The sequence below is a fragment of the Acinetobacter lwoffii genome (assembly GCF_049367455.1).
Taxonomy (GTDB): Bacteria; Pseudomonadota; Gammaproteobacteria; order Pseudomonadales; family Moraxellaceae; genus Acinetobacter; species Acinetobacter lwoffii_W.
On sequence record NZ_JBMPXW010000001.1, the window covers coordinates 1,816,344 to 1,842,433 of the forward strand.

Below are 26,090 nucleotides of genomic sequence, written 5' to 3' on the forward strand. Positions count from 1 at the left end.
CAGAAACATAGGCAGATGTAAGGCAACTGTGAACTCCTTACATCTACCCACGGAGAGAGACATGGCAGAACGCCTGAATAATGACTTTCAATTCCTGGATGTCGCACGCCAAGATCCAGAGAAAAAAGAGATTGATGTCCGCAAAGCAGAATTTGTGGAAATTTATAAGCCTTATACCGCGGAAATTGCAGCCAACCAGACGCATCGCTGCCTAGGTTGTGGTAATCCGTATTGTGAATGGAAATGTCCGGTACATAACTATATTCCTAACTGGTTGAAACTGGTGTCTGAAGGACGTCTGTTCCAGGCGGCTGAACTGTGTCACCAGACCAATACCTTGCCAGAAGTCTGTGGTCGTGTCTGTCCGCAAGACCGTCTGTGTGAAGGGGCGTGTACCCTCAACGACGGTTTCGGTGCAGTGACGATCGGGAATGCCGAAAAATATATCAACGACACTGCCTTTGCATTGGGGTGGCGTCCAGATATGTCCAATGTGAAATGGACAGACAAAAAAGTTGCCATCATTGGTGCGGGCCCTGCGGGTCTTGGCTGTGCCGATATTTTGGTACGTGCAGGCGTAAAACCGGTCGTGTTTGACAAGCGTCCGGAAATTGGTGGTCTTTTAACGTTTGGTATTCCAGAATTCAAAATGGAAAAAGACGTGATGAAACGCCGCCGTGAAATTTTCACGGGCATGGGGGTTGAATTCCGTCTGAACACTGAGATTGGTACAGATGTGACCATCGACCAGCTACTTTCTGATTATGATGCGGTCTTTATGGGTATGGGCACCTATACTTATATGAAAGGTGGTTTTGCCGGTGAAGATCTGGATGGTGTTTACGATGCACTGGATTTCCTGATTGCGAATGTCAATCGTTGTCAGGGCTGGGAAAAAGATCCGTCTGAATATATCAGTGTTGAAGGCAAGAAAGTCATCGTTTTAGGCGGTGGTGATACAGCGATGGACTGTAACCGTACCTCAATTCGTCAAGGTGCTGAATCGGTAGTTTGTGCTTACCGTCGTGATGAAGAAAATATGCCGGGTTCACGCCGTGAAGTGCAAAATGCACGTGAAGAAGGGGTGAGTTTTCAGTTTAACCGTCAGCCGATCGAAGTTGTTGGTGAAAATGGTAAAGTGACCGGTGTGAAATTTATTACTACTCAGCTGGGTGAGCCGGACAGCCGCGGTCGCCGGAGTCCAGAGCCGATTCCGGGTTCAGAAGAAATTCTGCCGGCGGATGCAGTTCTGCTGGCTTTTGGTTTCCGTACCAGTCCAGCAGACTGGTTCACCGATGTAGAAATCAATCTGGATGGTTCAGGTCGAGTCGTTGCCGCTGAGCAGCAACAATACAAATTCCAGACTTCGAATCCAAAAATCTTTGCTGGTGGTGATATGGTTCGTGGTTCTGATCTGGTGGTAACCGCAATCTGGGAAGGCCGTCAGGCAGCTGAAGGTATCCTGGATTACCTTGATGTCTAACCGTTAAAGATCAATAGTCATCATTCAAAAAACCCGCCACGACGGGTTTTTTAATCTTTGATGAGTTTGAGCCCTAAAATGGAAAGCATTAAAAATATTATAAAAAGTAACAAAACTTCAGAAAATAGTGTTTAAAATCAAATTAATTATATAAATATCAATAAAGAATTGAGGACGAGACATCATGCGTGTATTAAAACAATCTCTCATAGCTTTGATGCTGGCCAGTACCTTGACCCTGAGTGGCTGTGGCTATAATACCTTGCAAGTCAAAGATGAAGCAGTAACGGCAGCCTGGTCGGAAGTCCAGAACCAGTATCAGCGCCGTGCCGATCTGGTACCTAATCTGGTCAATGTAGTCAAAGGCTATGCCTCGCATGAAGAGCAGGTTTTAACGGAAGTGACCCAAGCACGTGCCAATGTTGCCGGCCTGAAAGTAGATCGTGAAGTACTGGAAGATCCTGAACTGTTTCAGCGCTATCAGGAAGCACAGGCGCAGATGACCAGTGCTCTGTCACGTCTTTTGGCTGTCACTGAAAATTATCCGGACCTGAAAGCCAATCAGCAGTTCCGTGATTTGCAGGTACAACTGGAAGGCACAGAAAACCGGATTGCTGTGGCCCGTAACCGTTACATTACCACGGTTCAGGACTTTAACTCTTATGCACGTCAGTTCCCGCAAGTCATGACTGCCAAAGTGATCGGAATGGAGCCTAAGCCGAACTTTAGTGCTGAGCAAAGTGCCCAGAAAGTTCCAACGGTTTCCTTTGAATAATAACTGACCTTTAAATAAGCGAGGAATCAGATGCCTGAGATGCTGCTGAAATACTGTGCCGGTTTGCTCCTCATATTGGGCATGGGGATAATAGCGCCTGTCTCAGCAGAAACAGCCACGGCTACGGATACTGAAGACGCGATCGTGGCCCGTGAAATTTTGCAGCCTAAAGCGGGTCAAAATGCTCCAGCTCAAAAAAGTGGAACTGAAACAGAAACTGCAGCAGCATCACAGCCACAAATTGCCAATGATATGGCTGAAGGGCAGCTTCAGCGCGACCTACCAAGTCTGAATGAACCGATCATTGACCAAGCCAATATACTCAGTGCCACTGAAAAACAGCAACTCAGTCAGCGTATTCTGAAACTCTATGAGGAAGGAAAAGGCCAGATTGGTGTAGTGATTGTGCCAACGACGGGCCAGGAAGATATTTTTGATTATTCCATGCGGGTGGCTGAGGCCTGGCAGCTTGGTTCGGCTAAACGGGATAATGGTTTGCTGATGACCATAGCCATCAATGATCGACGTATTCAGATCTTGACCGGTTATGGGCTGGAAGGCGTGCTGCCCGATATCGTGGCAGGCCGTATTATTCATGACACCATCACGCCGTATTTTAAACAGGGTCAGTATGCTCAAGGAATTGCTGCAGGCCTGACTGAAATTGAACGGATTTTAAATCTAGATCCTGAAATTGCCGCACAGGCGGCCGATGAGCTTAAAGAACGTCAGGAACAGGCTTATCAGGCACAAAAAGCCAGCAAGGCTACATTCAGTAGTGTGCTGTTTATTATTGTCGCAGGTGTAGTGGGATCCATGATTTTCGGCAGAAAACTGAGCGCTGCGACTGCCGCAGTTGCAGGAACAGCTGCTGGTCTGGTAAATGGCATGGGGCTGCTTGCAAGTCTGATGATTGGTGCAGGTATTTTCTTTTTATTGATAACTTCTATAGCCCAGCTGATATTACATGCCTTTTTAGCCGGTGGCGGTCGAGGCGGCGGTAGCGGTCGAGGTGGTTTTGGCGGCGGCGGCTTCGGCGGTGGCGGTGGAGGTTTTGGCGGGGGAGGAGCATCAGGCTCATGGTAACAACTACAGATACGACAGATATAGTCACGCAGCCTAAGCTGGAAGAACATGCTCAACCAAGTTTAAAGCGCTGGCTTAAGCACTTCTTTTATATGCCTGCAACCAAGCGCTTTTTCTCCAAGCAGGATCAGCATGCGATTGCAGTGGCGGTCGAAGAAGCCGAGCATGGACATGTGGGGGAGATTCAGGTGGTGATAGAAGGCTGTCTGCCTTCACGATCTGCCTATTATCAAGATACCTTATGTCGGGCCCGACAGTTATTTGCTGAAATTGGCGTTTGGGATACTGAATATAACAGTGGTGTCTTGCTCTATTTGAATCTTTGTGAGCACAAGGTTGAAATTGTGATTGATCGGGGAATAAAAGATGCGACGACCCAGCAAGTCTGGGATGAAATCTGCCAAAACATTATTCAGCATTTAGTCCAGCAGCAGTTTAAAGAAGGTGTCATTGCAGGGGTGAAACAGATTGGACAGGTTTTAGATCATTACTATGATCGCAAAATGGAGGATTTAAACAATGAATTGGGCAATAAACCGATCATTCTAGGGTGACTTTAGTTAACTAATTGACAATTTTTGTCAGTTATATACACAAAATGAAACCTAAAAATAACAAATTGAAAAATATTTTTTTAAAGTGCTGTTTTTTCTCTTAATTTTATTATAATAAAAGTTGGCACACTTAGTGCTAAATATAAAATTAAGCTAAATGAGCTTTTTCTTTAGGCTTATAAATAAACAAAAAACATTTGTGGAGAATGTTATGAATACAATGCAGAAGGGCTTTACGCTCATCGATACTCCATAAGTGTCCATATAAAATGAACAATCCATAAGTAAGTCAATATGGACATAAAAATAATAAATTTGATATGAAAAATCACTATTATCTTTTTCTACTTTTTTCAATCTCCGTTTTTACTCATGCTCAAGAACTAGACTTCATTTAATATTCAGATATTTCATCAATTCCTCAAATTGTTTTGAATCCAAAAATCCAAACAGAACTTCAAACATTGTTAAAGCATGATTATCTAAAATTTCAATCTAATTTTGACAGTTACTCAGCGCCATATTTACTGAAAACAGATGAGGCGCTGTATTATGAAGGTCGGTCTGGAAGCACTTTAGATGCTTCATCCGCGATTGTGTTTAAAGATGGGCGATTGTTTGCTGCAATATATTTTTCCAATACCAAGACTTTAAAATACTTTAGCAACGATGCCAGTTGCTCAGAACAGTTACATCCTGCGATTCAAGTTTTTGCTCAGCAGCGTGAAATTCAAGGTATTGAATATGCAACAGCTAGAGCCAATACCGCTTTAAAATATAATTTTGGCCCCGCTTCAAAATGTGAAACCTATTTTAAAAAATTAGGAAGATAGCTGTGTTAGCGGCAGTGTAAAAATGCCCCCCTAACGGCATTTAAAAACTGCCCCCCTTGGTTAATATAGTGGTCGATTTATTGTTCGTGTTCCATCATTGTTCATCAAAAAATTGCCTTGGAAGCAGCAGGGCGTGGTGTAAGTATGAATCATCAGGTGTCGGCAAAATTAGCTTATGTGACTATTTCTGGTCGTCTAACAAGTAAGAATAACTGGTATGCTACGAACAGGAATAGGTGATCGTTTTATCTAGTAATTTGTGTAATATTGTTAGATTTAAGGCTTGATCAGTAAAATTAGAGCTTGAGGTGATGCTATGACGTTATTGGAACAGCAGGTAGTACCAGCAGCTGTATTGGGAAAGTCAGTACTTAGGGCTGCTAAACTGCTTTCCCTTAGTCAGTCTCAGCTCGCAATAATGCTAGATATGGATGTTGAGGCAATCACTCAATTGCAAAACCAACCTGAATTAGATCCAAATTCTAAACAGGGGAAATTAGCACTGTTGCTGATTCGTCTATACCAGGCTTTACATGCTTTGACAGGTGGTGATCAGGCTGCGATGAAGATTTTTTTAACGTCCGAAAATAGAGTCACTAGCGGTATCCCAATTCATCAAATAGAAACAATGAGTGGCTTGATTTCTGTTCTTAATTTTGTTGAAGCCCCTGAGTGACAATATACTCCTATGGACTAACTTACAATCAACTTTCACAAATTATGTTGTGTAGCGCATGTAACAATTTGAAATTATTAAAAAAAGGATAACTAAAAATGCAACCGACTGAATTAAAACAATTACCAGACTGGTTATTAGAACAGTTACCCCAAATAACTGAACCAGCAATTTTATCACTGCGTGATACGAAACTTGTCGTCACTTACCCTGATCGTATGGAAGCAATTCACGAAAGCTTAAAAGACGTACAACACCAGATCCATCATGTCAAACCTACAGATTTACAGATTCTACCAGAGGTCTATCAATATTTTGGTAAGGATAAAGAGAGTGGTGGGTTATTTTTTAAAACCTCTGAGCATCTTTCTAGTAGTTTGTTTTCCTACACCGATAAAAATAAATTTGAGCATTTACAATCTGCTTTACAGACTGCCTTTGAAAATGAGCAAGCATATCTCGCAAATCCAACAGACTTTTTAACAGCCTATCATTTTATTGATACACACCCAGCTTTTTGGACGGTTATCGGTGATGTACCATCATGGCACTGGAATACATGGGGGCACTGCCAAAATGTTTATCACGGTGCATATAATGATGAAGATAATGGGCAATTAGTGATTTATTTAGAAACTGGCTCACATCTCAATAAAGTAGAAGATGGTGGTAAATTATACCAAGAGCATTATCATGATTATCGTTTAGATGTTTGGGCAAATACGTTTGAACAGGCGTTTATCAAGTTGGCGGCAAAGGTGTATAAGTTTTTTGACCATCAAGGTGTTGAGCGCCTAAATGTGCCACATATAAAACCAGCATGGGTTCTGGAGCTTGAAGAACGAATTGCAGAATTTAAAAAATGGAAAGATGAGGAGCTGTGAGTATTCACTATTAGGTGGCGTCCACGAGTTGTTAAAGTATGTCGCTTAAAACATCTGCCAGCTTTTGCCCACTCTTACGATCAATTAAACGTGCTGACATACCAAATTCAGTTGGACCACTGTAATCAGCTAAAAGAGTATCTCCAATAAACAAAATGTCTTTGGCATGACATTGTAATTTATCAATTAAATATTGATAAATTTGTGACTCTGGTTTAATTGCTCCAACCTCATAACTCCAAGCATAAGCATCAAGAGAAGGTAAAAATGAAGAAACAACTTTTCCATATGGTATCGCTAAATTTGAGCATACTGCCAATCTGAATCCCAGTTTTTTTAATTCTTCCAAAGTTGATAAGGGGCGAATTCAAACATGAGGTGCGACAGTTTCAAAAGCCTTATGATAATCAACAAGCTGAGCAAATTTCTCTAATGGTGTAAGCCAATCTAACGCTTTTCTAGGACGAGTATTCAGTGACATGGCAACTTGATTTAAATAATGCTGATCTGCCTGATTTAAATCAATCCCTTTAGGTAAATATTGCCTAATTAAACCATTCATATTTTCGCATGTACCTTTCTGCCATGGCGAATGTGGGTCACAGAAATATACATCTATGCCTAAATCTTCTTCGAGGATTTTATGTTCTGACATCTCACGTCCACGGTCATAGGTCAACGTTTTACGTAGTTCTGCAGGTAAATATTTCAGAGCTTCAGTTAAAGCCTTGCGCACTGATTCTGCCTTTGCATCAGGTAATGTTGCCAAGATACAGAGCCGTGTATTTCGTTCAATAAGTGTTGCTATCGAACTTTTATTGTCTTTACCTTTAATTAAATCGGCTTCCCAATGACCCGGTATTTTTCTTTCTTGAACTTCGGCTGGGCGCTCATGAATAGTTTTAATATCCTGTAATATAGAATCTTTTTTAGGTTCACCGTTAGCTTTTCGCTTTTTATTTTCATGACGCAGACAGGATAATAAGTCTTTTTTCAACTCACCCTTTGGTAATGCTCGTATCGTTGAATAAATCGTTGTATGGCTTACATTCATTGTTTGATCCAAATCAGGAAATGTCTTTAAACGCTTTGCTATTTGCTGAGGAGACCATAAACAACGGATCGCTTCAACAATAAATTTCCAGAGGATTGAATCGATTTTGAGTTTTCTGTGACCGCGTCTACGTCTAGCGAAGGTGTTATCAGAAGTATATTGAGCTTGATAAACGTCATTGATGCTATTTCTTTTAAGCTCACGATAGATCGTACTAGGATGTCTTTTAATGAGTTCAGCAAATTTTCTGGCTGAAAAGCCTTCTTTTCTTGACTCAAGCATTAATGCAGTACGATCTTCAAAGTTAAGATGATGGTATGACAATTTTATATACTCCATAAACCCTTTAAATTAATTAGGTGGTTTATGTCGCACTTCAAGTTTTACTCTGCCCTCGATTAAAAAGAGCCGTCATGCTGCATTAATTGAGGCAATTGAGCAAGCTGCACAGGCAGCAGGGCAAAATGTTCTTTCGCCTGCCCAGCAAATTGAGCAAGCGAAAATTAAGACCAAGGCGGTGAAAAGTGATTATGAGCAGCTGAAAGAAGATTATGAAAAACTGCTGGAAAAGTGCAATTCGCTGTTGCTGGAAAATTTTGAGTTGAGGCAAAGTGCTCGGACTATTTGATTGATATAGCCACTAAACTTGGTAATTTAGTGGCTTTTTAGTCTTTATTTCTTTTTCCAGTTACAGGGTAAAATGCTATATTTGTTCATTCTTTTACCTTAGGAAATATTTACGACAATTTAGGTTTAAGTATTTCAAAGGTAGGTTTTTAATTGGGGAAAATTAAAAAATGAAGAAGCAACGTATTCTTCTTATAACACGTAATTTACCACCATTGGTTGGGGGGATGGAGCGTCTGAACTGGCATATGGCAGACGAGCTGAGTAAATACGCAAAGGTTAAAGTCGTTGGTCCTACAGGTGCTGCTGCAGTTAAACCTGAAAATGTTCAGGTTTTAGAGTCACCTTTAAAGCCTCTCGTGCTATTTATGTTAATTGCATTGTGCAAGGCTTTCTGGACTGCTGTGTGCTTTAAGCCAAATGTGATTATTGCTGGAAGTGGTTTAACTGCTCCTTTAGTTTGGCTAGTCAGCAAGCTTACGGGTGCTAAAGCAGTTGTTTACCTGCATGGTTTTGATATTACTGCTGCTCATTGGGTGTATCAAAAAATTTGGGTTCCTTTTTTTAAACGCATGGATTGTGTAATTGTAAATAGTACACCCACGAAGATATTGGCACTGAATGCAGGTGTATTAGAAAAAGACATAAGTATTGTGCATCCAGGTGTGACTTTGCCTGTAACAGCTCAACCCTTAAATGCGATTCAGTCTTTTAAGAAAAAATATAATTTAGAACATAAAAAAATATTGTTATCAGTCGGTCGATTGACTACACGTAAAGGCTTAAAGGAGTTTGTTGAAAATTCCTTAGCTTATATTGTTCAACAAGAACCAGATGTGGTTTTGGTTGTAGTTGGGGAGTCACCTAAGAATTCTTTAGGCGCGGGGCTACAAACTCGTGAGGAAATTTTAGAAGCAGCAAAAAAAAATCAGATTGAAAATCATATTCTATTTTTAGGTGTAATTACCGATAATAAGCAGCTTGCGACTATTTATGAGGCAGCAGATGTACATGTGTTCCCTGTAAGGCATATTCCTGATGATCCTGAAGGGTTTGGTATGGTGGCTATTGAGGCGGCAGCACATGGTTTGCCTACAGTGGCTTTTGCTACAGGTGGTGTTGTTGATGCAGTAAAAGATGGTACTTCAGGTTGTTTGGTAGAAAAAAACAACTACGAAGCGTTGGCTAAGCAAACGATAATGGCATTAAAAAAAACTAAAAATATTGAGCAATGTCAGCACTTTGCAGGGCAGTTTGAATGGAGTATTTTTGGCAAAAAGATTGTCGAAGCGAGTGTACTGAAGTGAATATTCTATTCATCGGAAAACGTTTTTATACAAATCGAGATGCACTTACAGAAAAGTATGGGCGAATTTATCAATTACCCTATCATTGGGCAAAGGCTGGAGTTGATACCAAACTCTGGCTCATTGACTATCACTCAACTGAGTTTGTAACACAACAAGACGACAGTTTAGCAATCATTTCTACGCCAGTAAAAAATGGCAGCGTGATCAAACAATATTGGCAAGAAAGTAGAAGTAAAAAAAAGCCCGATATTATTATAGCTAGTGGTGATTGCTATATTGGCTTGCTGGGTTATCGTTTAGCTAAAAAGCTAAATGCTAAGTTCGTGTTCGATGTTTACGATAAATACGATGAATTTGGTGGGTATATTAAACCCCTAGGATTTGATTTATTTAAATTTTTATTAAAAAATTCCTATATTTGTTTATTTGCTAGTGTGGCCTTGGAAAAGTCATTTAAAAATATTATAAAAAATAGTATTATTACTCCTAATGGTATAGATACAAAATTATTTAAGCCTTTAGATAAATATGAATGTAGAAAAAAATTAAAATTAGATAAAGATGCTATTTATATTGGTTATTTTGGCACCTTAGATAGTGATAGAGGTATTGATGATTTATTAGTAGCACATCAAATATTAATAGAACAAGGACATGATTATCATCTTCTCATTGGTGGTAGATCTCGACCTAATTTAAATCTTAGGGGAGGAAATATAATTTATCTTGGCAATATGCCTTATAAGCAAGTACCTACAGCTATGGGTGCATGTGATATACTTACATTACCATATCGCCGTTCACCTTATTTGGATATGGCATCTTCTTGTAAGATTGCTGAATACTTAGCTATAAAGGTTCCTATTGTCGCTTCAAGAACTCCTAATATTGAAAAAAATTTTGGACTACTATTTTCAAAGTTATTAAATATACTTTCTGAACCAAATAATCCCAATATGTTGGCAAAAAATATTAAGATACAATTAACTAAGAAAATAATAGTATCGTCATCTAATGAGTATTCTTATAATAGTATTTCAAAAATTACACTTAAGTTAATTCTTGATATCGATTAAAGTGAACTCAACTATTATTGTTTCTAAATAATTTTCTCAAATAATTATATATTATTTTTCCTAGCTTGGAGTCATGATTTCTTAATAGAACAGCTTCAGGAGATGAACTAAGTACTAAAATTTTAAAGATTTCAAAAAAAGTGAATCTCAATGCGAAAGAGTATTTATACTTTTTTAAAAAGAAGTCAGATAATTCAATATTTTCTATTCTCTGATAATAAATATATAGCCAAAAGAAGGTGTTCATTTGTGCTTCAACCCTACTTTTTTTGTTCTGACTTTGCCATATACCATGACTATGGACCCTATAAACTGTGGGTTTTATATCATGGTGATAATGAGCCTTTCCGTAGCTTCCAAGTATAGATATTAAAAAATCATCAGTATTAAGAACTTTGGCTATTTCAGGAATATTACCAAAACTTATCTTTCTAAAAACTCTAGTGGAAGTTGGTAACCAAGTAGTTATTTTGGTTAACTCATCTTTAGAAAAGTCTTTCCTATGTTTACTAGGTAAATATAGTTCTCCAAATTTTTGTTTATCTTGATAAAAGTATTGGGTATTGAAAAAGCTAATTACAGTATTTGGATGAGTTTCTAAATAATCAACTTGTTTTTGTAACTTATTAGGATCAGTCCAATAATCATCACCTTCACAAATAGCAATATACTTTCCATTTGCTAACTTCATTAGGATTTCTAAAAAATTACTTCCTTTTGAATATTGATTCTCTTTTTGAAAAATTGGTTTAATTAATTTTGGATAATATCTTTCATATTTACGAATAATATCTACTGTTTTATCGGTTGATGCATCATCATGAATAATAATTTCAAAAGAAAAATTAGTTTCTTGTATTAAAAACCCCTTAATTGCATCTTCAATATAATTTTCATGGTTATAAGTAGTACACCAAATACTAACAAGAGGAACACTAGATTTTTTTTGCCAAGTAGACATAATTTCTGTTCTAGTTCTTAATGACAAGAATTCTAGCACTATACACCTTTTTAAAAATTTACTAATTTATTCAAAATATTTATTCATAAAACTAAGGTTTTTTGACATAAATAATTTACTATTTTTTCAGTTTAATATCCTACATAGAGATTATACTTACTTAATTGTCCCGATACACATCAAACGCTCACTACTTTCTAAGTAATCCAAACTATTTTTAAAGAAAATTTCTCTAATTTTTTGAGGATCAGTTATCCCATCTTTAATTAATAAATCTTCATGGTATTTTTTGCCTTTGCCGACAGGGATTATTTCAACACTGCTGCAAACCTCATTCATTAGCCCAACTATCTCATCTATTGTAAAAAAACGAATATCATAAAGTGGGTCATCTATTTTCAACTTATTAAAATAATCAAAAAATTGTTGATTATGGGCATTATGAACCGTAGCAACTATTCTTTTTTTTGTAACTCTAACTTGTTCTTTAAGTAATTTTTTTATCTGCTCATCATCAAATAGTATCCAAAATCCATTGTGATAACTCATATCAAATGTTTTATCTTGATACGGAAGATCAAATGCACTCATCTGATGAATTACCTCTGAAAATTCAGGAAATTTTTGTTTTGCTCGTTGAACTGCTTCTTCAGAAAAATCCATCCCCTCACAATTAATACCACGCCTCCGTAGTTCTGCCATATCACGAAAACTACCAGCACCAATTTCTAATATCTTTCTCTCATCAGGCTTAAGAATTGCATGAATATAATAAGCATGTCTTAAATCTTGTTGATAATTGTCGAATATTTCTCCCCATTTTTCATTCCAATTTTTGCTTTCAGACAAAGGAGTTAGTTTATTTAAGTTCCTATAATTCATATTCAACATAGCCTCTAGTGTATATTTTTTCTACTCTATTATTACCAATATCAGATTCAATCTCGCCATTGATGAAACAATTCATATGATTTAAAATCATATCGTATCCTGATTTATTGCTAAAGGTAATACCAGCTGAAAATCTTGGATTAATGTCCATTAAAAATATCTGATTATTCGTTGCTATAAATTCAACATTGAAACAACCTATCATTTTAAGGGAATGGGCGACTTCTATTCCTAAAGATTCACATATATGTTTAGGTTGAGTACATACTGTAATCCCTGCTCCATTGGTGGTACGTAGCAATTCCTCCCGAGCTATAGCAACGCACTTTTCTCCATTAGATTGGCGGACTACATCTACAACAATAATTTTACCCTTATAAAATGGCTGAATAATATATTCACAACCTTTGAAATATTGTTGCCAAAATTTTAGATCAGAGGGATTTTGTGCATACTGAATTCCCTCACTACTGCGTCCATAACGTGGTTTTAAAATAGCAGGAAACTTTACAAAGCCTAAGGTATCTTCTTCTAGTTTAGCACTCGGTATTGGGATTATTGTAGAATATGTTGAAAATAACTTATAAACTTCATATTTATCTCTCGCTATTTTTATAGATGCTGGATTAGAAATACAAAGGGTAATACCTTTTTGTATAAATGTACTATAGTTTTTTGCTAGTACATCTATTTCTGGATCTGTTAGTGGGATAATGTAGTTGATTTGGTGATTTTGACAAATAGATAATATATGCTGAATATAATTATTTTCATCTTTTGCAGAACTAATTTGATAGAAGTGGTTTACCAAGCGTGAAGCAGGAGTCCAATTGGAAGGATGCAAATTACATCCTACAAGTTTTACTTTCGGTATTTTTATTAAGCTAGTAATGACTGCCTCTGCAGACATCGAACCTAATGCAGTTATTAAGATATTCATGTTTAGTTCTATATTTTATCACATATTCAATAAGATTTCACAGATTTCATCTTGTGAATTTCTTTCTAAACTCGGAAACATTGGTAAACACAATACTCTACTAGCAATCTCTCTTGAATATTTACACATCTGTTTACTTTCTAAATGACTTAAAGTATCTAAACTCGGGTAAAAGTATCGACGTGGGACTATACCATGCTTATGTAACTTTACTTCAGCTTGTAATAACTTCACTCCAGTGTCAAACAGAATAGGGGCATAAGCATAGTTATTTTCACTATATTTATTCCATTGTTGAAATATAACTTTATCTTTTAATGCAGTTTGATATGTTTCCCATATCTGTTTACGTCCTGATTTAATTATTTCAATTTCATCTAATATACAAAGTCCCATTGCTGCCTCAAATTCATTCATTTTGGCATTAATTCCTATCGACTCGATAGATGTTGGGCTAGTAATACCAAAATTAATGAGTAAACGTACTTTTTTTGCTAACTCATCATTATTAGTAATGATAGCACCACCCTCAATGGTATGAAAAAGCTTAGTTGCATGAAAGCTTAAGGTACTAATATCGCCATAATTGAGAATACTTTGTCCCTTATACTGGCTACCGAAAGCATGAGCAGCATCGTAAATCACTTTTAAATTGTGCTTAGTGGCAATTGTCTGAATAGCTTCGACTTCGCAAGGATTACCAAATACATGTACAGGTAATATGGCACTAGTTTTTGTGGTAATGAGTGGTTCAATATTAGTCGGATTTAGGTTGAAACTGTATGGGTCAATATCTGCAAAAATAGGACTTAATCCTTCCCACACTAGGGTATTAGTCGTGGCAGCAAAGCTAAATGGTGTGGTAATCACTTCACCCGTTAGGTTTAAGGATTTATAAGCTACTTGTAGTGCCAAAGAACCATTGGCAACAAGAATAAGATGCTTGACACCTAGATAAGCAGCTAAGCGCTTTTCTAATTCTAATAAAAGACTCCCGCAGTTGGTCAACCAACCACTATCATAAATTTGGTCTATATAGGCTTTAAGTTTTTCTTTATTCGGCAGATAAGAGCGAGTGACTGGAATCATCTTTTTTTACAAACCAGCTCTAACAAATACTGTCCATAGCTATTCTTACTTAGTAATTGACCTTGCTGTATAAGAAACTCTTTTGTTAACCAACCATTGTTGTAACCTATTTCTTCTAAACAAGCGATTTTAAAGCCTTGGCGTTTTTCAATCGTTTCTACAAACATGCCTGCTTCCATTAGGCTTGCATGCGTTCCTGTATCAAGCCATGCAAAGCCTCGCCCAAGTAGCTCTACATTTAAATCACCACGTTCAAGGTATATTTGATTAATACTGGTGATTTCAAGTTCTCCACGTTGTGAGGGCTTAACATTTTTAGCAATTTCAATTACATTATTGTCATAAAAATACAATCCCGTTACAGCAAAATGTGATTTTGGATATTTGGGCTTTTCTTCTAACGATATTGCTCGTTTTTGTTCATCGAACTCAACAACACCAAAACGTTCTGGATCTTTCACCTGATAACCAAAAACTGTTGCACCTTTTTTATGAGCGATGGCCTGTTTTAACATTGGTGTAAAACCTTGACCATAAAAAATATTATCACCTAGTACCAAACACACATTACTGTCACCAATAAATGCTTCACCAATAATAAATGCTTGAGCTAAACCATTAGGATTCGGTTGGATCGCATATTGCAAACAGATACCAAACTGAGAACCATCACCAAGCAGACGTTTAAAACTCTCTATATCTTCAGGTGTAGTGATAATGAGTATATCCTGAATTCCTGCCAGCATAAGTACAGAAAGTGGATAATAAATCATTGGTTTATCATAAATAGGGAGTAGTTGCTTAGATATACCTTTGGTAATAGGGTACAAACGAGTACCTGAACCCCCAGCCAAAATAATACCTTTAGTTATACTAACCATTATAATTTTTCCCCTAATCTTCCACGTTGGTAGCTACCATCTTGTACACGATGACACCAATCTAAATTATCTAAATACCATTTAACTGTTTTTCGAATCCCTGTTTCAAAAGTTTCTTGTGGCTTCCAGCCCAATTCATTTTCAATTTTTGCAGCATCAATTGCATAACGTAAATCGTGCCCAGGTCTATCTCTCACAAAAGTAATAAGAGCTTCATACTTCTGTCCATTTGCTTGGGGCTTTAATTCATCCAAAATTTTACAAATCGTTTTTACAACTTCGAGGTTATTCTTTTCATTATTTCCACCAATATTATAAGTTTCACCCACACGACCTTCAGTCACGACTTTATATAAAGCCTGTGCGTGATCTTCAACAAATAACCAATCACGGATTTGATGACCGTTACCATATACTGGTAATGGTTTAGCATCTAAAGCATTTAAAATCATTAATGGAATTAATTTTTCAGGAAAATGATATGGGCCATAGTTATTAGAACAATTACTAACAATAACTGGTAATCCATAGGTTCGATACCAAGCACGTACCAAATGATCTGAACTAGCCTTTGAGGCCGAATAAGGAGAACTTGGTGAGTAGGGAGTCGTTTCTTTAAAAAGCGCTATGGTATCACCTAAATCCCCATAGACTTCATCTGTTGAAATATGATGGAAACGAAATACTGTTTTTTTATTTTCGCCTAACCCCTTCCAATACTTGCGTGCTATTTCTAATAGGGTGTAGGTTCCCACAATATTGGTTTGAATAAAGTCGGCAGGACTATCAATCGAACGGTCAACATGAGATTCTGCTGCCAAGTGCATAATCGCATCAGGCTGAAACTCATGAAAAACCTGTTCTAATTTTGAGGCATCACAAATATCTACCTGTTGAAATTGATAGCGAGGATTTTGACTTATTTCAACTAAAGATTCTAAACTACCTGCATAAGTGAGTTTATCTAAATTCAGTACACTATTTTTAGTATGTTGTATGATATGGCGAATGACTGCTGAACCAATAAATCCTGCTCCTCCTGTGATTAAAAAATTCATAATGCATTTATCCTGAATATAGATTATATTAAAACTTGTATTACATATAATTATTTTGTGCGTAGTTGAAGTATTTCATCACATCTCGCCACTGCACTTTCTCGATGCGCAATAATTATCATAGTCATTTTACCATTTAAACATTGAATGGCTTCATTGACTGCTTGTTCAGTTTCATTATCTAATGCGCTGGTAGCTTCATCCATAAATAACACTTGTGGCTTTTTATATAACGCACGTGCAATCCCAATTCGCTGTCTTTGCCCACCCGAAAGCATCACGCCACGCTCGCCCACGATGCTAGCATAGCCTTCTGGCAACTGTTGCATTATAAACTCATGTATTTGTGCTTGTTTAGCAACAAATTTTACTTGTTCAAAATCGATCTGTGCTAATGGCACACCAAATGCAATATTTTCCGTGATGCTTTTATCAGCCAAATAAATGCTTTGTGGTACATAACCAACCAAATTTTGCCATGCCATAATATTGTGTTCAGCTAATGCGATCCCATCAATCAGTATTTGTCCTTGCCGTGGTTGCAAAAGTCCCAGCATAATATCCATGAGGGTGCTTTTACCACTACCACTTTTACCAATGATTCCCAAGCTACTATTTTTAGTAATACTCAGATTCATGTCTTTTAATACAGGCTGATCTAGCCGATTTGGATAAGCAAAACTAATATTTTCTAGAGAAATAGAATTTTCAAACTTTAACTTATATGAATCCAATTTTAAAGGTGTGAAATGCTCATGCTTCTCTAAAGCAAATTCTGGTTGTAGGATTGCCAATACCTGTTGCGAAAACTTAATTTGCGAAATCGAACGGTAAATATTTTGTGCCGCAGGCAACATTCTATAAGCAGCAAAACCATACAACCCTAACACTGGTAAAATATTAGATACATCTTTCCCTGACACCACCAGAATCATCGCTAAACCAATTAAGCAACCATAACCAACAGTTTCAATAATACTAAGTGGTACTTGCCCTAAAGTGTCTCTTGTAGCAATATGCTGAGCGAATACTCGTGATGATTGTTCAAATTGGTCAATATAGCCTTGCTTGGCATTATTAATCATTATATCTTTAATACCTGCCAGAGCTTCTTGACAGGTTTGATAACGCTCTTTGTTAGCTTGGGTAAATTCTTGCCCTATTTGAGTTAGTTTTTTCCGTACTAATAGATAAATAACTGAATAAAATACACCGAGTACGCATGCCGTTATAATCGCCATCAGTGGATCGTACAGCAGTAAAATCCCAATCATGGCTAGTAAGACCACACCGTAAGACATCAACGTTAAAGCGGGTAGAATCATAGTCCAAATTAATTGATCGACTTCAGATAAAATATTTTTGGTTAAAGTAGCACTGTTGCGTTGAATAAAGAATTCATAGTTTTGTTGCAAATAAGCTTTAAGAAGACGAGTAGCAAAGTAATGACGCTGTAAACTAGCAAATCTATTCACTGCATATTGAGTTAAAATTTTAAAAATAGTTGAAAATATAACAATACCTAAAGATAAGAAGCCTAAATAAACAATAAAATTTTGTTTGCTTGTTGCACCTGTAAAGTCATACATTAATTTTAATGAATAATTTGATTCTACAATATCAGGATTGGACAATACAGCCAGAAAAGGCATAATCGAAATCACACCTGCTGATTCTATAAATGCCATTCCCATTACTAAAATAAGGACATAGATGACTTTACGTTTATCTAAAGGGGATAAAATCTGCCAAAGTTGTTTTAAACTACTGAACACGGCTTTCTTTACTTCTCTTTATACATAAGAGCAGTAATTTGCTCTGAAATTAAGCCCATAAGAAAAATCATAATACTACCTGTATAAAGTAATGCACTCATATTGGTAAAACGATGAAACTCATAAAGGGTATAAGCATACCAACCTGTTCCCATTAAAAATAACACTACAGCGATTGGTAAAAACATCTTTAAAGGTGAAAATAGTGTGGCAATTTTAAAAATAATTAAAAAGAAGCGTACTCCATCTTTCAGCGGTTGAATATGACTTTTACCTATGCGTTTTGCAGCATGTATTGGAACATAAGTTACTGAGTAACCTGCGCGGAAAAATGCCATAGTGCTAGTAGTTGGATAAGAAAAACCATTAGGCAGTAAATATAAAAATTCACGGAATTTATCTGCGCGAACGGCACGAAAACCAGAGGTTAGATCTTCTACTTTTTGTTCAGTCATATATGTTGCAAGGTTGTTATAGAGTGCATTGGCAATACCACGACCTAAGCTTGCTTGAGAGCCTTTTTGCCTAGCACCTACAACAAGATCATAACCTTGTTCAATTTTTTCCAGTAAGTGGGGAATGTCTTGTGGATCATGCTGTCCATCGGCGTCCATAAAAATAATTACATCACCCGTTGCAGCTCTGGCACCTGTTTTAATCGCTGCACCATTACCTTTAGAATAGGGGTGTGTAATGACTGTCGCCCCTGCGTATTCAGCAACTGCTTTAGTTGAATCAGTGGAACCATCATTGACTACTATGATTTCATGCGCCAATTGCAATTGTTGAATCTGCGCAATAGTTTGACCAATTGCGGCAGATTCGTTTTTGGCAGGAAGAACGATGCTAACTATCAAGGCTTTTCCCCATACTGTAATTGCTCTATTAAAATAGTTCTGATTCTAGAAATTTCTGAATCATATTCTTTTGATGAACGCTTTAAATCTGATTTTGGCTGTTTTTGATAAATATCTTCTACTTGATCTAATAGAATCAACGCTTCTATGGGGTAACCTACTGATCCTAGCTCAGCAACCATCATCATTCCAGCTTCTACATCATTATAACGTATAATTGCATCTTGATATTGCTTTAACGATTGATCTGGTTTTTTTTCAGCTAAATATATCTTTGCTTTTAAGTACGGCATCAATCGTTGAAATAATGGGAAATGATTATATTGAGCATTTTTTTCTAAAGTATTAATTAAAATTAATGATGATTTTACATAATTTAAGTTTTTATTATTCAGAGTCACATATTCAACTAAAGTTCTTAATGCTTGAACTGCTTGGGCATCGAATGGTTGGGTCTGTATTTTATGAGCAGTTTGAACAAAATCCTGCTCAGTAGCAATATTCATATATATTTTCTGCAATAATAAACGCACATTAAGTAATGCACTATCAGGCATTCGTTGTATTGCATGTTCTAAAAACTGATTTGATTCTTGATATCTACCTTGATTCAATAAAACTTCTGCAATTGAGTTTTGTGCACGGGGTGAGTTTGGGGAAATTTTTGCCCAATAAAGTTGTAACTCTTCAGTGTTACCCCAAAGTTTTGCTCTTTCATATGTAAAAAAAGATAATATAGTTAAAATTATAATAGTAATAAAAGTTACTAAATGATCGTTTATATATTCTTTTAAGGAGTATAGACCAGATGCCAATGGTAAAAATAAAAATAAAGCAGCAGTATAATTTCGGTGTTCAAAATATAATTCTAAACCAATAACTGTTGATTCCATAAGATGTGCAGCAAAGAAAAATAATATTGATACTGAAAATAATGGAAATTTTTTACGTAAAATAAAAGTAGAAATGAATAAAAGTACTAGAAATATTGTTGAGTACAATGTTGTAATAGGTTTTATTAATGAGCGAGATACCTCAAATCCGTCTTGATAGAGACCCTTAAGTTCAATTTGTGGAATTAGTAAATTAAATAGATATTCCGTTACAATTCGAGTTTCACTATATAAGCGTTCAACCATATTAAAGTTACGGTTTGGCCATGGATTTTCAGCAAAAGTTACATATTTTAGCATTAATGTTAAAATAGCTAATGAAGGTAGCCATAAAAATATGGCACGCCATTGCCATATAGGTTTATAGTTTTTATTAGGATTACAAAACTCAATAACTAAAATTAATAAAGGAAGTAATGCTCCATTTTCCTTACTATACGTTGCAAGCAATGTAAAAATTATAATTACTATAGCCATATAAATATAAGCTAGCTTTGGTTTTCTGTTTAATAATAGTCTTGCTTTAAGATATCCAACAATTCCAGCTAGGGTAAATAATGTAGCAAGTTGAGCCATTCGTTGTACGATATATAGTGTTGTGGAAACCATATAAGGATGCAATAACCATATTGCAGTAGCTATTAAAGAAATCCAAATAGCCTTTTTTTCATTATATTTATAATTTTTAAGTAATAATGAAGTTGCCCAACAAAGTAAAACTCCATTAAGCAAATGAATCATGAGGTTAGTATATTTAAATGGATAGGGGGATGTAGGCCATGTATTAGCGTCAATTATAAAACTTGCTAAAGATATAGGTCGGCCTGTTGGACCAGCAAAGCCATTACTTATAAAATTTTGAAATTTTTCCCAACTATCAATTACACCATAAGCTCCTAAATCTTGTAAATTCGGATAATCATCAAATAAAAAATCCCCTTTTAGCCCGGGTAAATAAACAGTTGCACAAGTAACGAGCACTAAAAAAAAGAGAGCAATAGCGTGAAATTTTTTATACATTTTATATCCAAAAAAAGACGCATTTAAGCGTCTTTTTTGATGGTGTTAGATTAATCGCGGCAGCTAGATGGAAGTAATTCACTAGGCATGTCACCAGCTTTACATTTCCAAATTACACCACCTGCACTTGTTGTTGGACTTAAAACAAGAGTTTTTGAATCTACTTTACCATTATATGTAATAATAACTTGGCCATTTGCAGTTGCACCATCAGTAGTCCCTACACCTACTGAAGTAACTGCATTTCCTTTAATGGCAGCGGCAGCGCTTAATCCAGCTGAAGCGTTACTTTTTGGCCAAGCATTGTTAGATAAAGCAAATTCCGCTACAGCAGTTTTCGCAGCACCTGCTAAATTAATGCCTTCCGTAACATGTGCACGCTTAGTATAATTTTGATAAGCAGGAATCGCAATTGCGGCAAGAATACCGATAATAGCGACCACAATCATAAGCTCGATGAGCGTGAAGCCCTTCTGCATTTTGTTCATGACATTCTCCACAAATGTTTTGTAAGTTTATTTATAAGCTTTGTAAGCTAATTTTTAGTCTGCACGAAATGTGCCAAAGTATAGTATCTAGTTATTTCATGTAAAATCAACAGTTTGTTAAAAATTAAAGGTTAGTAAAATTACTTTTAGTAATTTTATGTAAAAAAGTGACAAAAAACGTCAGTTTTGTTCTTTAAATTGCGCCCTATCGTTTCTTTTATTTTTAGGGAGGATTACCAATACCTCGCCCAGTGATAAAAGCTTTGCCTATGGAATTTGGCGATGTTGAAGCAACTCGACATATTGCTTTTCATCATGCGAAACGTGTGATTAGTTATCATAAAGAAGAAATACAAAACTTGGCTAATAAGTGAGTCTAACTTTTCTATCCCATTTTTAAGTTGTCTAAATTTTAAAATATATTTCAATCGGTCTGCTCTTATAAAAAGTCTATAATCGCATGGAAGTAAAAGCTATTCTTGGATATGGACAAAACTCAAAAGTTTGCCCATTAAAATGCATGTCCATATGGACAAAATGAATATTGAGTTAAAAATATATAATTCAATAAGTTGGTATATGTCCATATATAGTGACTTATGGAATGTAAAATGCTCATGATCGTGATTGCGATTATTGGTATTTTGGCTGCGATTGCGATTCCTTCGTACCAAAACTACATCAAAAAAGCGGCTTATTCTGAAATTCCATTGGCAATGTCTGCTATACGTACAGCAGTTGATACTTGTTACGGTATCGAGAAAGATTTAGCAGCATGTGATACTGCTGCTTCAATCGGTGAAACATTACCAACAGCCACAGACAAAGCCTTGGGAAGCATTACTATTGGCACAAATGCTGTAATCACTGGAACACCGAATGCATATAAAGGTATTACGACTGCTGAAACTTGTGTCTTAACCCCAACAGCAGAGACTACTGCTGGCGACCGCTTGAAGTGGGATTATTCAGGCAAATGTTTAGATAACGGTTATGTTAAAAACTAATTAAGTTTTGTTATAAAAGAGACGCATCGAAAGGTGCGTTTTTTTATCTCTTGAATATGCAACTGGCATCCTAAATGATGCGTTCTTTCTTGAAAAAAAACGATAGAATCGTTTTATTATTCAGTCATAATTTATCAACACATCTAAAAAACTATAGCCCAATTGGCACAAGGAAGTTTGATGTTAAAGAATCGTTTATCACCTATTATTTGTCTATTTCTTATTCTCATCTTGACTGTGTTGGTCTATTCCCCTGGTTTAAAAGGGGGCTTTATCTTTGATGATTTACCTAATCTAGGGCAAATAAATCAATATGGGGATATGCACCATTGGGACAATATCCAAAAGTTTGTCAGTAATGGTACTGCTGGTCCTACAGGTCGTCCTGTGTCTTTGCTTACTTTTGTACCACAAGCAGATGAGTGGTTGGCAGGAAATGCTTTCCCGTTTAAAGTGGCTTTGTTGCACAAACCTAGCATCAAAAGCTTATTCAGCAATATAATTTCAAAATGAATAAGCCTGCCTCTAAAATCTACCGTACAACCAATTGGTCATCCTATAACCGAGCCTTAATTAACCGAGGTAATATTTCCATTTGGTTTGATCCAAAGACTCAGTGGTATGCACAATCACAAGGCAAGCAAGGTCGAAATCAAACCTACTCCGATACAGCGATTCAATGCTGCTTAATGATCAAATTACTATTCCGACTCTCTTTACGTATGGTCACAGGTTTTGTTCAAAGTCTGATTAAACTCTCTGGATTAGATTGGACAGCTCCGGATTATTCCACCCTTTGTCGTAGACAAAAGCATATTGATATTGCGATTAGCTATCAAAAAAGTAGTGATGGACTGCATCTACTCGTAGACTCTACTGGTTTGAAGTTTCTTGGTGAAGGTGAATGGAAACGCAAGAAACATGGGGCTGAATATCGTCGCCAATGGCGTAAGCTTCACATTGCTATAGATGCTAAAACCCTGCAAATACGTGCAGTACAACTCACCACAAATAATGTCAGTGATTCTCAAGTACTCGAAGATTTACTTGCTCAAATTCCCTTGGATGAACCAATTGATTCTGTTTATACAGATGGTGCTTATGACACAAAGCACTGCCGACAAGTCATTTTAGATCGAGATGCACATGCGATCATTCCACCTAGAAAGAATGCAAAGCCTTGGAAGGATCAGCAAGCGAGGTCTATAGAGCGGAACGAATTATTAAAGACAGTCAAACGGCTAGGCAGATCGCTTTGGAAAAAGTGGTCTGGTTATCACCGTCGAAGTTTGGTTGAAACCAAGATGCATTGCATCAAATTATTAGGCGATAAATTAACAGCGCGGAGTTTTCCAAGTCAGGTGAATGAGATCCATGCACGCATGGCAGTCTTGAATAAATTCACAGAATTAGGTCGCCCTCATACCCAAGTTGTCTCTTAAATTTGAGTAGCTTAAGGGAACTCAGCCTTTCAAACCTTTATGCAACAAAGCCAATCAGAATTGAAGATTTTATAAAGTAAGATCTAATTACCAGAAGACATAATTTTTGTTTTATCATGTGCCCAATCTCCACTGCCTGATATTTCCATGAAATTCACGCTTGCCCTCATCGCAGCAATTCTCATCTCCCTCGCATGGCTCATGCCTATTCATTACCGCCCTTGGGTAACCTACACGGGCGAGCTGTATGCTTTTTTTGCATTATTTGCACTCGCTGCAATCTGTCTAAAAGAAAAACTAAAATTGCCTGTAGTAAGTCTGCCATTATTACTACTCACCTGTGTGCCGCTTGTACATTTGTTGGCAGGGCAGGTGTTTTTCTTTAGTATCGCGATGATGGGCTTTATTTTCATTTTTAGCTTTTGGCTGGCAAGTGTGCTGGGTTATCATTTTTCAACCGGAAACTATAATCGAGAAGAAACCTTCACTAATCTGAGCTATGTGTTTCTAGCATCAGGTACAGTCACAGGCATGATCGCAATTTGCCAATGGACCAATCTGGATGCAACTTTGCCAGGCATGGTGAATATCAGTGGTACTCAACGGCCTTATGCTAACTTTGCACAGCCGAATAATATGGCAACTTTTTTGGTCATGGCATTGATGAGCTGCCTGTACCTCTATGAAAAGAAAAAAATCCAGACCAAATGGTTGTTTACTTGCGCTGCAGTAATTGTTATGGGAGTGGCTTTAAGTCAGTCACGTACTGCTTGGGTCGCTGCCATCACGATCATGTTGTATTTAGGATTCTATCACTATAAAGGTATTATTCGCCTGAAATGGTACTACAGCACAGCTTGGTTCGTCTTCTTTATTTCCTGTATTGTGGCTTTTCCATTACTCAGTCAGCTCGCTGCCCAAGCGATGGATACGGACGTCGTACAAAGCAGGGATGTGGTATCGCGTGCCACCGGAGATATGTCGCGCCTCGCGATCTGGCAACAAATGCTGGCTGCCATTCAGGCACAACCATGGTTTGGTTATGGCTGGTATCAGACCAGTGTGGCTTTTGTCTCGATTAGCGATACCGTGCAAGGCCCAGTCTGGATTCGCAGTGCACATAATTTTATTCTGGATTTTTTACTCTGGAATGGACTGATTGTCGGTCTGCCATTTCTGGCCTATTTCGGTTATTTGGGCTATCAGTTGCAAAGATGGGTTAACACATCAGAGTCTGTCATCGGGATCTTAATGATTGGTGCATTTGTCACGCATGCCATGTTTGAGTTTCCGCAGCATTATGCCTATTTCCTGTTGCCAGTCGGTTTTATTCTGGGTACGGTTCTGGCACAAAATCCAAAAATTAAAATAATACTTATGCCATCAATCGGCATGAAATTCATTTTTGCTGTCGGATTGCTTTTATTGGTTGTGATTTATCGCGACTATGATGTTGCGGTGCCAAAACTTGGACAAAGTATTCGCTATGAAATACAGCCTGAGCACATCACCAATGAAAAGCCGATCTATCTGCTGACCGAGTTTAATCACCGGATTGACTGGATCCGGGTCAATCCTTATCGCAAGATGAGCGAAGATGAAATTCATCAATATGAAAAGTTGGTGGTGAGCTATCCAACCAAATACAACTTTTTAAAATATATTCGTTTATTGGCATATAACGGCTATGTCGATGAAGCACAGCATCAACTGCAGCGTTTAAATACGATTCAGAAAACTGAACTGAGCTATGCAGAGGTGACTCGGGATATGCCACGCTAAATACAAAAAAGCCAGCAGATGCTGGCTTTGTAATTTAATTATAGTTTTAGAGCTGGCTTTGGATATAGTTTTCGATACCCACACTTTCAATCAGGTCGATTTGAGTCGTCGTCCAGTCCAGATAATCTTCTTCTTTTTCCAGAATTTCCTGTACTAGATCGCGAGTTACATAATCCATTTCCGTTTCAGCCAGTGCCACAGCTTTCTGAATGGTCTCAATGTTTTCTTTAACTTTACGTACATCACAATACAGCACTTCTTGAGTATGCTGGCCGATATACAGTTTGCCCAGATGTTGCAGATTCGGCAGACCTTCTAAAAATAAAATCCGTTCAATAATTTTGTCGGCATGCTTCATCTGCACAATCGATTCTTTATATTCTGCCGAGCCCAGTTTCTCAATGCCCCAGTCATTAAACATGCGTGAATGCAGGAAATACTGGTTAATTGCAGTTAGGTGGTGATACAACACCTGATTGAGCTGATTAATCACATCACGATTGCCTTTCATCACATAACTCCATTTGAACCTGTTTTATCTTTCTAAGAAAGCACTCTAGGGATGATAGTAAAGCAAGTCAGGGGGCAATGGCGAGTAATTTATAGAACAGCAAATGAAAATCGCAATCAAATCGATCCAGGCTTAGA

The 26,090-nt window shown here is 37.1% G+C and carries 24 protein-coding genes and 3 pseudogenes; 14 read left to right on the forward strand and 13 right to left on the reverse strand.

The window, feature by feature from the left end:
- The first annotated feature begins 61 nt into the window (after window positions 1–61).
- From ACO1B7_RS08555 to ACO1B7_RS08585, 7 genes and pseudogenes are all read left to right on the forward strand, one after another.
- A complete protein-coding gene (locus ACO1B7_RS08555) occupies window positions 62–1,483 on the forward strand; it encodes an FAD-dependent oxidoreductase (RefSeq protein ID WP_144723610.1) in 1,422 nt (473 codons plus the stop codon).
- Window positions 1,484–1,667: 184 nt separating this feature from the next.
- Complete coding sequence (locus ACO1B7_RS08560) at window positions 1,668–2,258, forward strand: LemA family protein (protein WP_423090046.1); 591 nt, start codon at window positions 1,668–1,670, stop codon at window positions 2,256–2,258.
- A gap of 30 nt (window positions 2,259–2,288) precedes the next feature.
- Window positions 2,289–3,344, forward strand: a complete 1,056-nt coding sequence (locus ACO1B7_RS08565) for a TPM domain-containing protein (protein WP_423090047.1) — start codon at window positions 2,289–2,291, stop codon at window positions 3,342–3,344.
- Window positions 3,338–3,898: a TPM domain-containing protein gene (locus ACO1B7_RS08570; RefSeq protein ID WP_423090048.1), complete on the forward strand. Its 561-nt coding sequence runs from the start codon at window positions 3,338–3,340 to the stop codon at window positions 3,896–3,898. Before ACO1B7_RS08565 ends, ACO1B7_RS08570 begins: the two co-directional genes overlap by 7 nt.
- Window positions 3,899–4,218: 320 nt before the next feature.
- Window positions 4,219–4,731, forward strand: a pseudogene (locus ACO1B7_RS08575) (hypothetical protein).
- Window positions 4,732–5,047: 316 nt separating this feature from the next.
- The gene (locus ACO1B7_RS08580; RefSeq protein ID WP_423090049.1) at window positions 5,048–5,407 is read left to right on the forward strand and encodes an antitoxin Xre/MbcA/ParS toxin-binding domain-containing protein; all 360 of its coding nucleotides are present in this window, start codon (window positions 5,048–5,050) and stop codon (window positions 5,405–5,407) included.
- Window positions 5,408–5,505: 98 nt separating this feature from the next.
- Window positions 5,506–6,291, forward strand: coding sequence for a hypothetical protein (locus tag ACO1B7_RS08585; protein WP_061519882.1), 786 nt, complete (start codon window positions 5,506–5,508; stop codon window positions 6,289–6,291).
- A gap of 31 nt (window positions 6,292–6,322) precedes the next feature.
- Here the strand turns inward: ACO1B7_RS08585 and ACO1B7_RS08590 are convergent.
- Window positions 6,323–6,649 (reverse strand): annotated as a pseudogene (locus ACO1B7_RS08590) (HAD family hydrolase); the annotation flags it as partial.
- Window positions 6,650–6,658: 9 nt separating this feature from the next.
- Window positions 6,659–7,684 carry an IS30-like element ISAba125 family transposase gene (locus ACO1B7_RS08595; protein WP_423090050.1) on the reverse strand — a complete coding sequence of 342 codons (1,026 nt, stop codon included), beginning with the start codon at window positions 7,682–7,684 and terminating at the stop codon, window positions 6,659–6,661.
- A 55-nt stretch (window positions 7,685–7,739) separates the two neighbouring features.
- Between ACO1B7_RS08595 and ACO1B7_RS08600 the strand changes: the two are divergent.
- The 3 genes and pseudogenes from ACO1B7_RS08600 to ACO1B7_RS08610 all read left to right on the forward strand — a co-directional run.
- Window positions 7,740–7,973 (forward strand): annotated as a pseudogene (locus ACO1B7_RS08600) (hypothetical protein); the annotation flags it as partial.
- Window positions 7,974–8,142: 169 nt separating this feature from the next.
- Entirely contained in the window at window positions 8,143–9,279 is a 1,137-nt protein-coding gene (locus ACO1B7_RS08605; RefSeq protein ID WP_423090051.1) for a glycosyltransferase family 4 protein, read from the forward strand.
- Window positions 9,231–10,358: a glycosyltransferase gene (locus ACO1B7_RS08610; protein WP_423090052.1), complete on the forward strand. Its 1,128-nt coding sequence runs from the start codon at window positions 9,231–9,233 to the stop codon at window positions 10,356–10,358. Before ACO1B7_RS08605 ends, ACO1B7_RS08610 begins: the two co-directional genes overlap by 49 nt.
- Before the next feature lie 7 nt (window positions 10,359–10,365).
- Here the strand turns inward: ACO1B7_RS08610 and ACO1B7_RS08615 are convergent, their stop codons facing one another.
- The 10 genes from ACO1B7_RS08615 to ACO1B7_RS08660 form a co-directional block, all read right to left on the reverse strand.
- Window positions 10,366–11,319: a glycosyltransferase family 2 protein gene (locus tag ACO1B7_RS08615; RefSeq protein WP_423090053.1), complete on the reverse strand. Its 954-nt coding sequence runs from the start codon at window positions 11,317–11,319 to the stop codon at window positions 10,366–10,368.
- 156 nt (window positions 11,320–11,475) lie between these two features.
- The gene (locus ACO1B7_RS08620; protein WP_423090054.1) at window positions 11,476–12,210 is read right to left on the reverse strand and encodes a class I SAM-dependent methyltransferase; all 735 of its coding nucleotides are present in this window, start codon (window positions 12,208–12,210) and stop codon (window positions 11,476–11,478) included.
- Window positions 12,191–13,150, reverse strand: a complete 960-nt coding sequence (locus ACO1B7_RS08625) for an ATP-grasp domain-containing protein (protein ID WP_423090055.1) — start codon at window positions 13,148–13,150, stop codon at window positions 12,191–12,193. The genes ACO1B7_RS08620 and ACO1B7_RS08625 overlap by 20 nt, the downstream gene beginning before the upstream one ends.
- Window positions 13,151–13,168: 18 nt before the next feature.
- Window positions 13,169–14,239 carry a DegT/DnrJ/EryC1/StrS family aminotransferase gene (locus tag ACO1B7_RS08630; RefSeq protein WP_423090056.1) on the reverse strand — a complete coding sequence of 357 codons (1,071 nt, stop codon included), beginning with the start codon at window positions 14,237–14,239 and terminating at the stop codon, window positions 13,169–13,171.
- On the reverse strand, window positions 14,236–15,120 hold the full coding sequence (gene rfbA, locus ACO1B7_RS08635; RefSeq protein WP_423090057.1) for a glucose-1-phosphate thymidylyltransferase RfbA: 885 nt from the start codon (window positions 15,118–15,120) through the stop codon (window positions 14,236–14,238). The genes ACO1B7_RS08630 and rfbA overlap by 4 nt, the downstream gene beginning before the upstream one ends.
- On the reverse strand, window positions 15,120–16,178 hold the full coding sequence (rfbB, locus tag ACO1B7_RS08640) for a dTDP-glucose 4,6-dehydratase (protein ID WP_423090058.1): 1,059 nt from the start codon (window positions 16,176–16,178) through the stop codon (window positions 15,120–15,122). Before rfbB ends, rfbA begins: the two co-directional genes overlap by 1 nt.
- Before the next feature lie 50 nt (window positions 16,179–16,228).
- The gene (locus tag ACO1B7_RS08645; protein WP_423090059.1) at window positions 16,229–17,953 is read right to left on the reverse strand and encodes an ABC transporter ATP-binding protein; all 1,725 of its coding nucleotides are present in this window, start codon (window positions 17,951–17,953) and stop codon (window positions 16,229–16,231) included.
- 8 nt (window positions 17,954–17,961) lie between these two features.
- Window positions 17,962–18,810 carry a glycosyltransferase family 2 protein gene (locus ACO1B7_RS08650; RefSeq protein WP_423090060.1) on the reverse strand — a complete coding sequence of 283 codons (849 nt, stop codon included), beginning with the start codon at window positions 18,808–18,810 and terminating at the stop codon, window positions 17,962–17,964.
- A complete protein-coding gene (locus ACO1B7_RS08655; protein ID WP_423090061.1) occupies window positions 18,807–20,723 on the reverse strand; it encodes a tetratricopeptide repeat protein in 1,917 nt (638 codons plus the stop codon). Before ACO1B7_RS08655 ends, ACO1B7_RS08650 begins: the two co-directional genes overlap by 4 nt.
- A gap of 50 nt (window positions 20,724–20,773) precedes the next feature.
- Window positions 20,774–21,211, reverse strand: coding sequence for a pilin (locus ACO1B7_RS08660; protein ID WP_423090062.1), 438 nt, complete (start codon window positions 21,209–21,211; stop codon window positions 20,774–20,776).
- 611 nt (window positions 21,212–21,822) lie between these two features.
- Here ACO1B7_RS08660 and ACO1B7_RS08665 point away from each other — a divergent pair.
- From ACO1B7_RS08665 to ACO1B7_RS08680, 4 genes are all read left to right on the forward strand, one after another.
- Window positions 21,823–22,218: a pilus assembly protein gene (locus ACO1B7_RS08665; RefSeq protein ID WP_423090063.1), complete on the forward strand. Its 396-nt coding sequence runs from the start codon at window positions 21,823–21,825 to the stop codon at window positions 22,216–22,218.
- 180 nt (window positions 22,219–22,398) lie between these two features.
- The gene (locus tag ACO1B7_RS08670; protein ID WP_423090064.1) at window positions 22,399–22,731 is read left to right on the forward strand and encodes a hypothetical protein; all 333 of its coding nucleotides are present in this window, start codon (window positions 22,399–22,401) and stop codon (window positions 22,729–22,731) included.
- Window positions 22,728–23,660 (forward strand): IS5 family transposase, encoded by a 933-nt coding sequence (locus tag ACO1B7_RS08675; RefSeq protein WP_005103080.1) that lies wholly within the window; start codon window positions 22,728–22,730, stop codon window positions 23,658–23,660. The genes ACO1B7_RS08670 and ACO1B7_RS08675 overlap by 4 nt, the downstream gene beginning before the upstream one ends.
- Window positions 23,661–23,807: 147 nt before the next feature.
- On the forward strand, window positions 23,808–25,442 hold the full coding sequence (locus ACO1B7_RS08680; protein ID WP_423090065.1) for a PglL family O-oligosaccharyltransferase: 1,635 nt from the start codon (window positions 23,808–23,810) through the stop codon (window positions 25,440–25,442).
- 46 nt (window positions 25,443–25,488) lie between these two features.
- Here ACO1B7_RS08680 and bfr read toward each other — a convergent pair whose 3' ends face one another.
- Window positions 25,489–25,953 carry a heteropolymeric bacterioferritin subunit Bfr gene (gene bfr / locus ACO1B7_RS08685; RefSeq protein WP_423090066.1) on the reverse strand — a complete coding sequence of 155 codons (465 nt, stop codon included), beginning with the start codon at window positions 25,951–25,953 and terminating at the stop codon, window positions 25,489–25,491.
- Window positions 25,954–26,090 lie beyond the last annotated feature (137 nt).

What these genes read in the sequence shown, in the direction of transcription:
- ACO1B7_RS08555 (WP_144723610.1), top strand. Translation starts at nt 62, where the DNA reads ATGGCAGAACGCCTGAATAATGACTTTCAATTCCTGGATGTCGCACGC.
- ACO1B7_RS08560 (WP_423090046.1), top strand. Translation starts at nt 1,668, where the DNA reads ATGCGTGTATTAAAACAATCTCTCATAGCTTTGATGCTGGCCAGTACC.
- ACO1B7_RS08565 (WP_423090047.1), top strand. Translation starts at nt 2,289, where the DNA reads ATGCCTGAGATGCTGCTGAAATACTGTGCCGGTTTGCTCCTCATATTG.
- ACO1B7_RS08570 (WP_423090048.1), top strand. Translation starts at nt 3,338, where the DNA reads ATGGTAACAACTACAGATACGACAGATATAGTCACGCAGCCTAAGCTG.
- ACO1B7_RS08580 (WP_423090049.1), top strand. Translation starts at nt 5,048, where the DNA reads ATGACGTTATTGGAACAGCAGGTAGTACCAGCAGCTGTATTGGGAAAG.
- ACO1B7_RS08585 (WP_061519882.1), top strand. Translation starts at nt 5,506, where the DNA reads ATGCAACCGACTGAATTAAAACAATTACCAGACTGGTTATTAGAACAG.
- ACO1B7_RS08595 (WP_423090050.1), bottom strand. Translation starts at nt 7,684, where the DNA reads ATGGAGTATATAAAATTGTCATACCATCATCTTAACTTTGAAGATCGT.
- ACO1B7_RS08605 (WP_423090051.1), top strand. Translation starts at nt 8,143, where the DNA reads ATGAAGAAGCAACGTATTCTTCTTATAACACGTAATTTACCACCATTG.
- ACO1B7_RS08610 (WP_423090052.1), top strand. Translation starts at nt 9,231, where the DNA reads ATGGAGTATTTTTGGCAAAAAGATTGTCGAAGCGAGTGTACTGAAGTG.
- ACO1B7_RS08615 (WP_423090053.1), bottom strand. Translation starts at nt 11,319, where the DNA reads ATGTCTACTTGGCAAAAAAAATCTAGTGTTCCTCTTGTTAGTATTTGG.
- ACO1B7_RS08620 (WP_423090054.1), bottom strand. Translation starts at nt 12,210, where the DNA reads ATGTTGAATATGAATTATAGGAACTTAAATAAACTAACTCCTTTGTCT.
- ACO1B7_RS08625 (WP_423090055.1), bottom strand. Translation starts at nt 13,150, where the DNA reads ATGAATATCTTAATAACTGCATTAGGTTCGATGTCTGCAGAGGCAGTC.
- ACO1B7_RS08630 (WP_423090056.1), bottom strand. Translation starts at nt 14,239, where the DNA reads ATGATTCCAGTCACTCGCTCTTATCTGCCGAATAAAGAAAAACTTAAA.
- rfbA (WP_423090057.1), bottom strand. Translation starts at nt 15,120, where the DNA reads ATGGTTAGTATAACTAAAGGTATTATTTTGGCTGGGGGTTCAGGTACT.
- rfbB (WP_423090058.1), bottom strand. Translation starts at nt 16,178, where the DNA reads ATGAATTTTTTAATCACAGGAGGAGCAGGATTTATTGGTTCAGCAGTC.
- ACO1B7_RS08655 (WP_423090061.1), bottom strand. Translation starts at nt 20,723, where the DNA reads ATGTATAAAAAATTTCACGCTATTGCTCTCTTTTTTTTAGTGCTCGTT.
- ACO1B7_RS08660 (WP_423090062.1), bottom strand. Translation starts at nt 21,211, where the DNA reads ATGAACAAAATGCAGAAGGGCTTCACGCTCATCGAGCTTATGATTGTG.
- ACO1B7_RS08665 (WP_423090063.1), top strand. Translation starts at nt 21,823, where the DNA reads ATGCTCATGATCGTGATTGCGATTATTGGTATTTTGGCTGCGATTGCG.
- ACO1B7_RS08670 (WP_423090064.1), top strand. Translation starts at nt 22,399, where the DNA reads ATGTTAAAGAATCGTTTATCACCTATTATTTGTCTATTTCTTATTCTC.
- ACO1B7_RS08675 (WP_005103080.1), top strand. Translation starts at nt 22,728, where the DNA reads ATGAATAAGCCTGCCTCTAAAATCTACCGTACAACCAATTGGTCATCC.
- ACO1B7_RS08680 (WP_423090065.1), top strand. Translation starts at nt 23,808, where the DNA reads ATGAAATTCACGCTTGCCCTCATCGCAGCAATTCTCATCTCCCTCGCA.
- bfr (WP_423090066.1), bottom strand. Translation starts at nt 25,953, where the DNA reads ATGAAAGGCAATCGTGATGTGATTAATCAGCTCAATCAGGTGTTGTAT.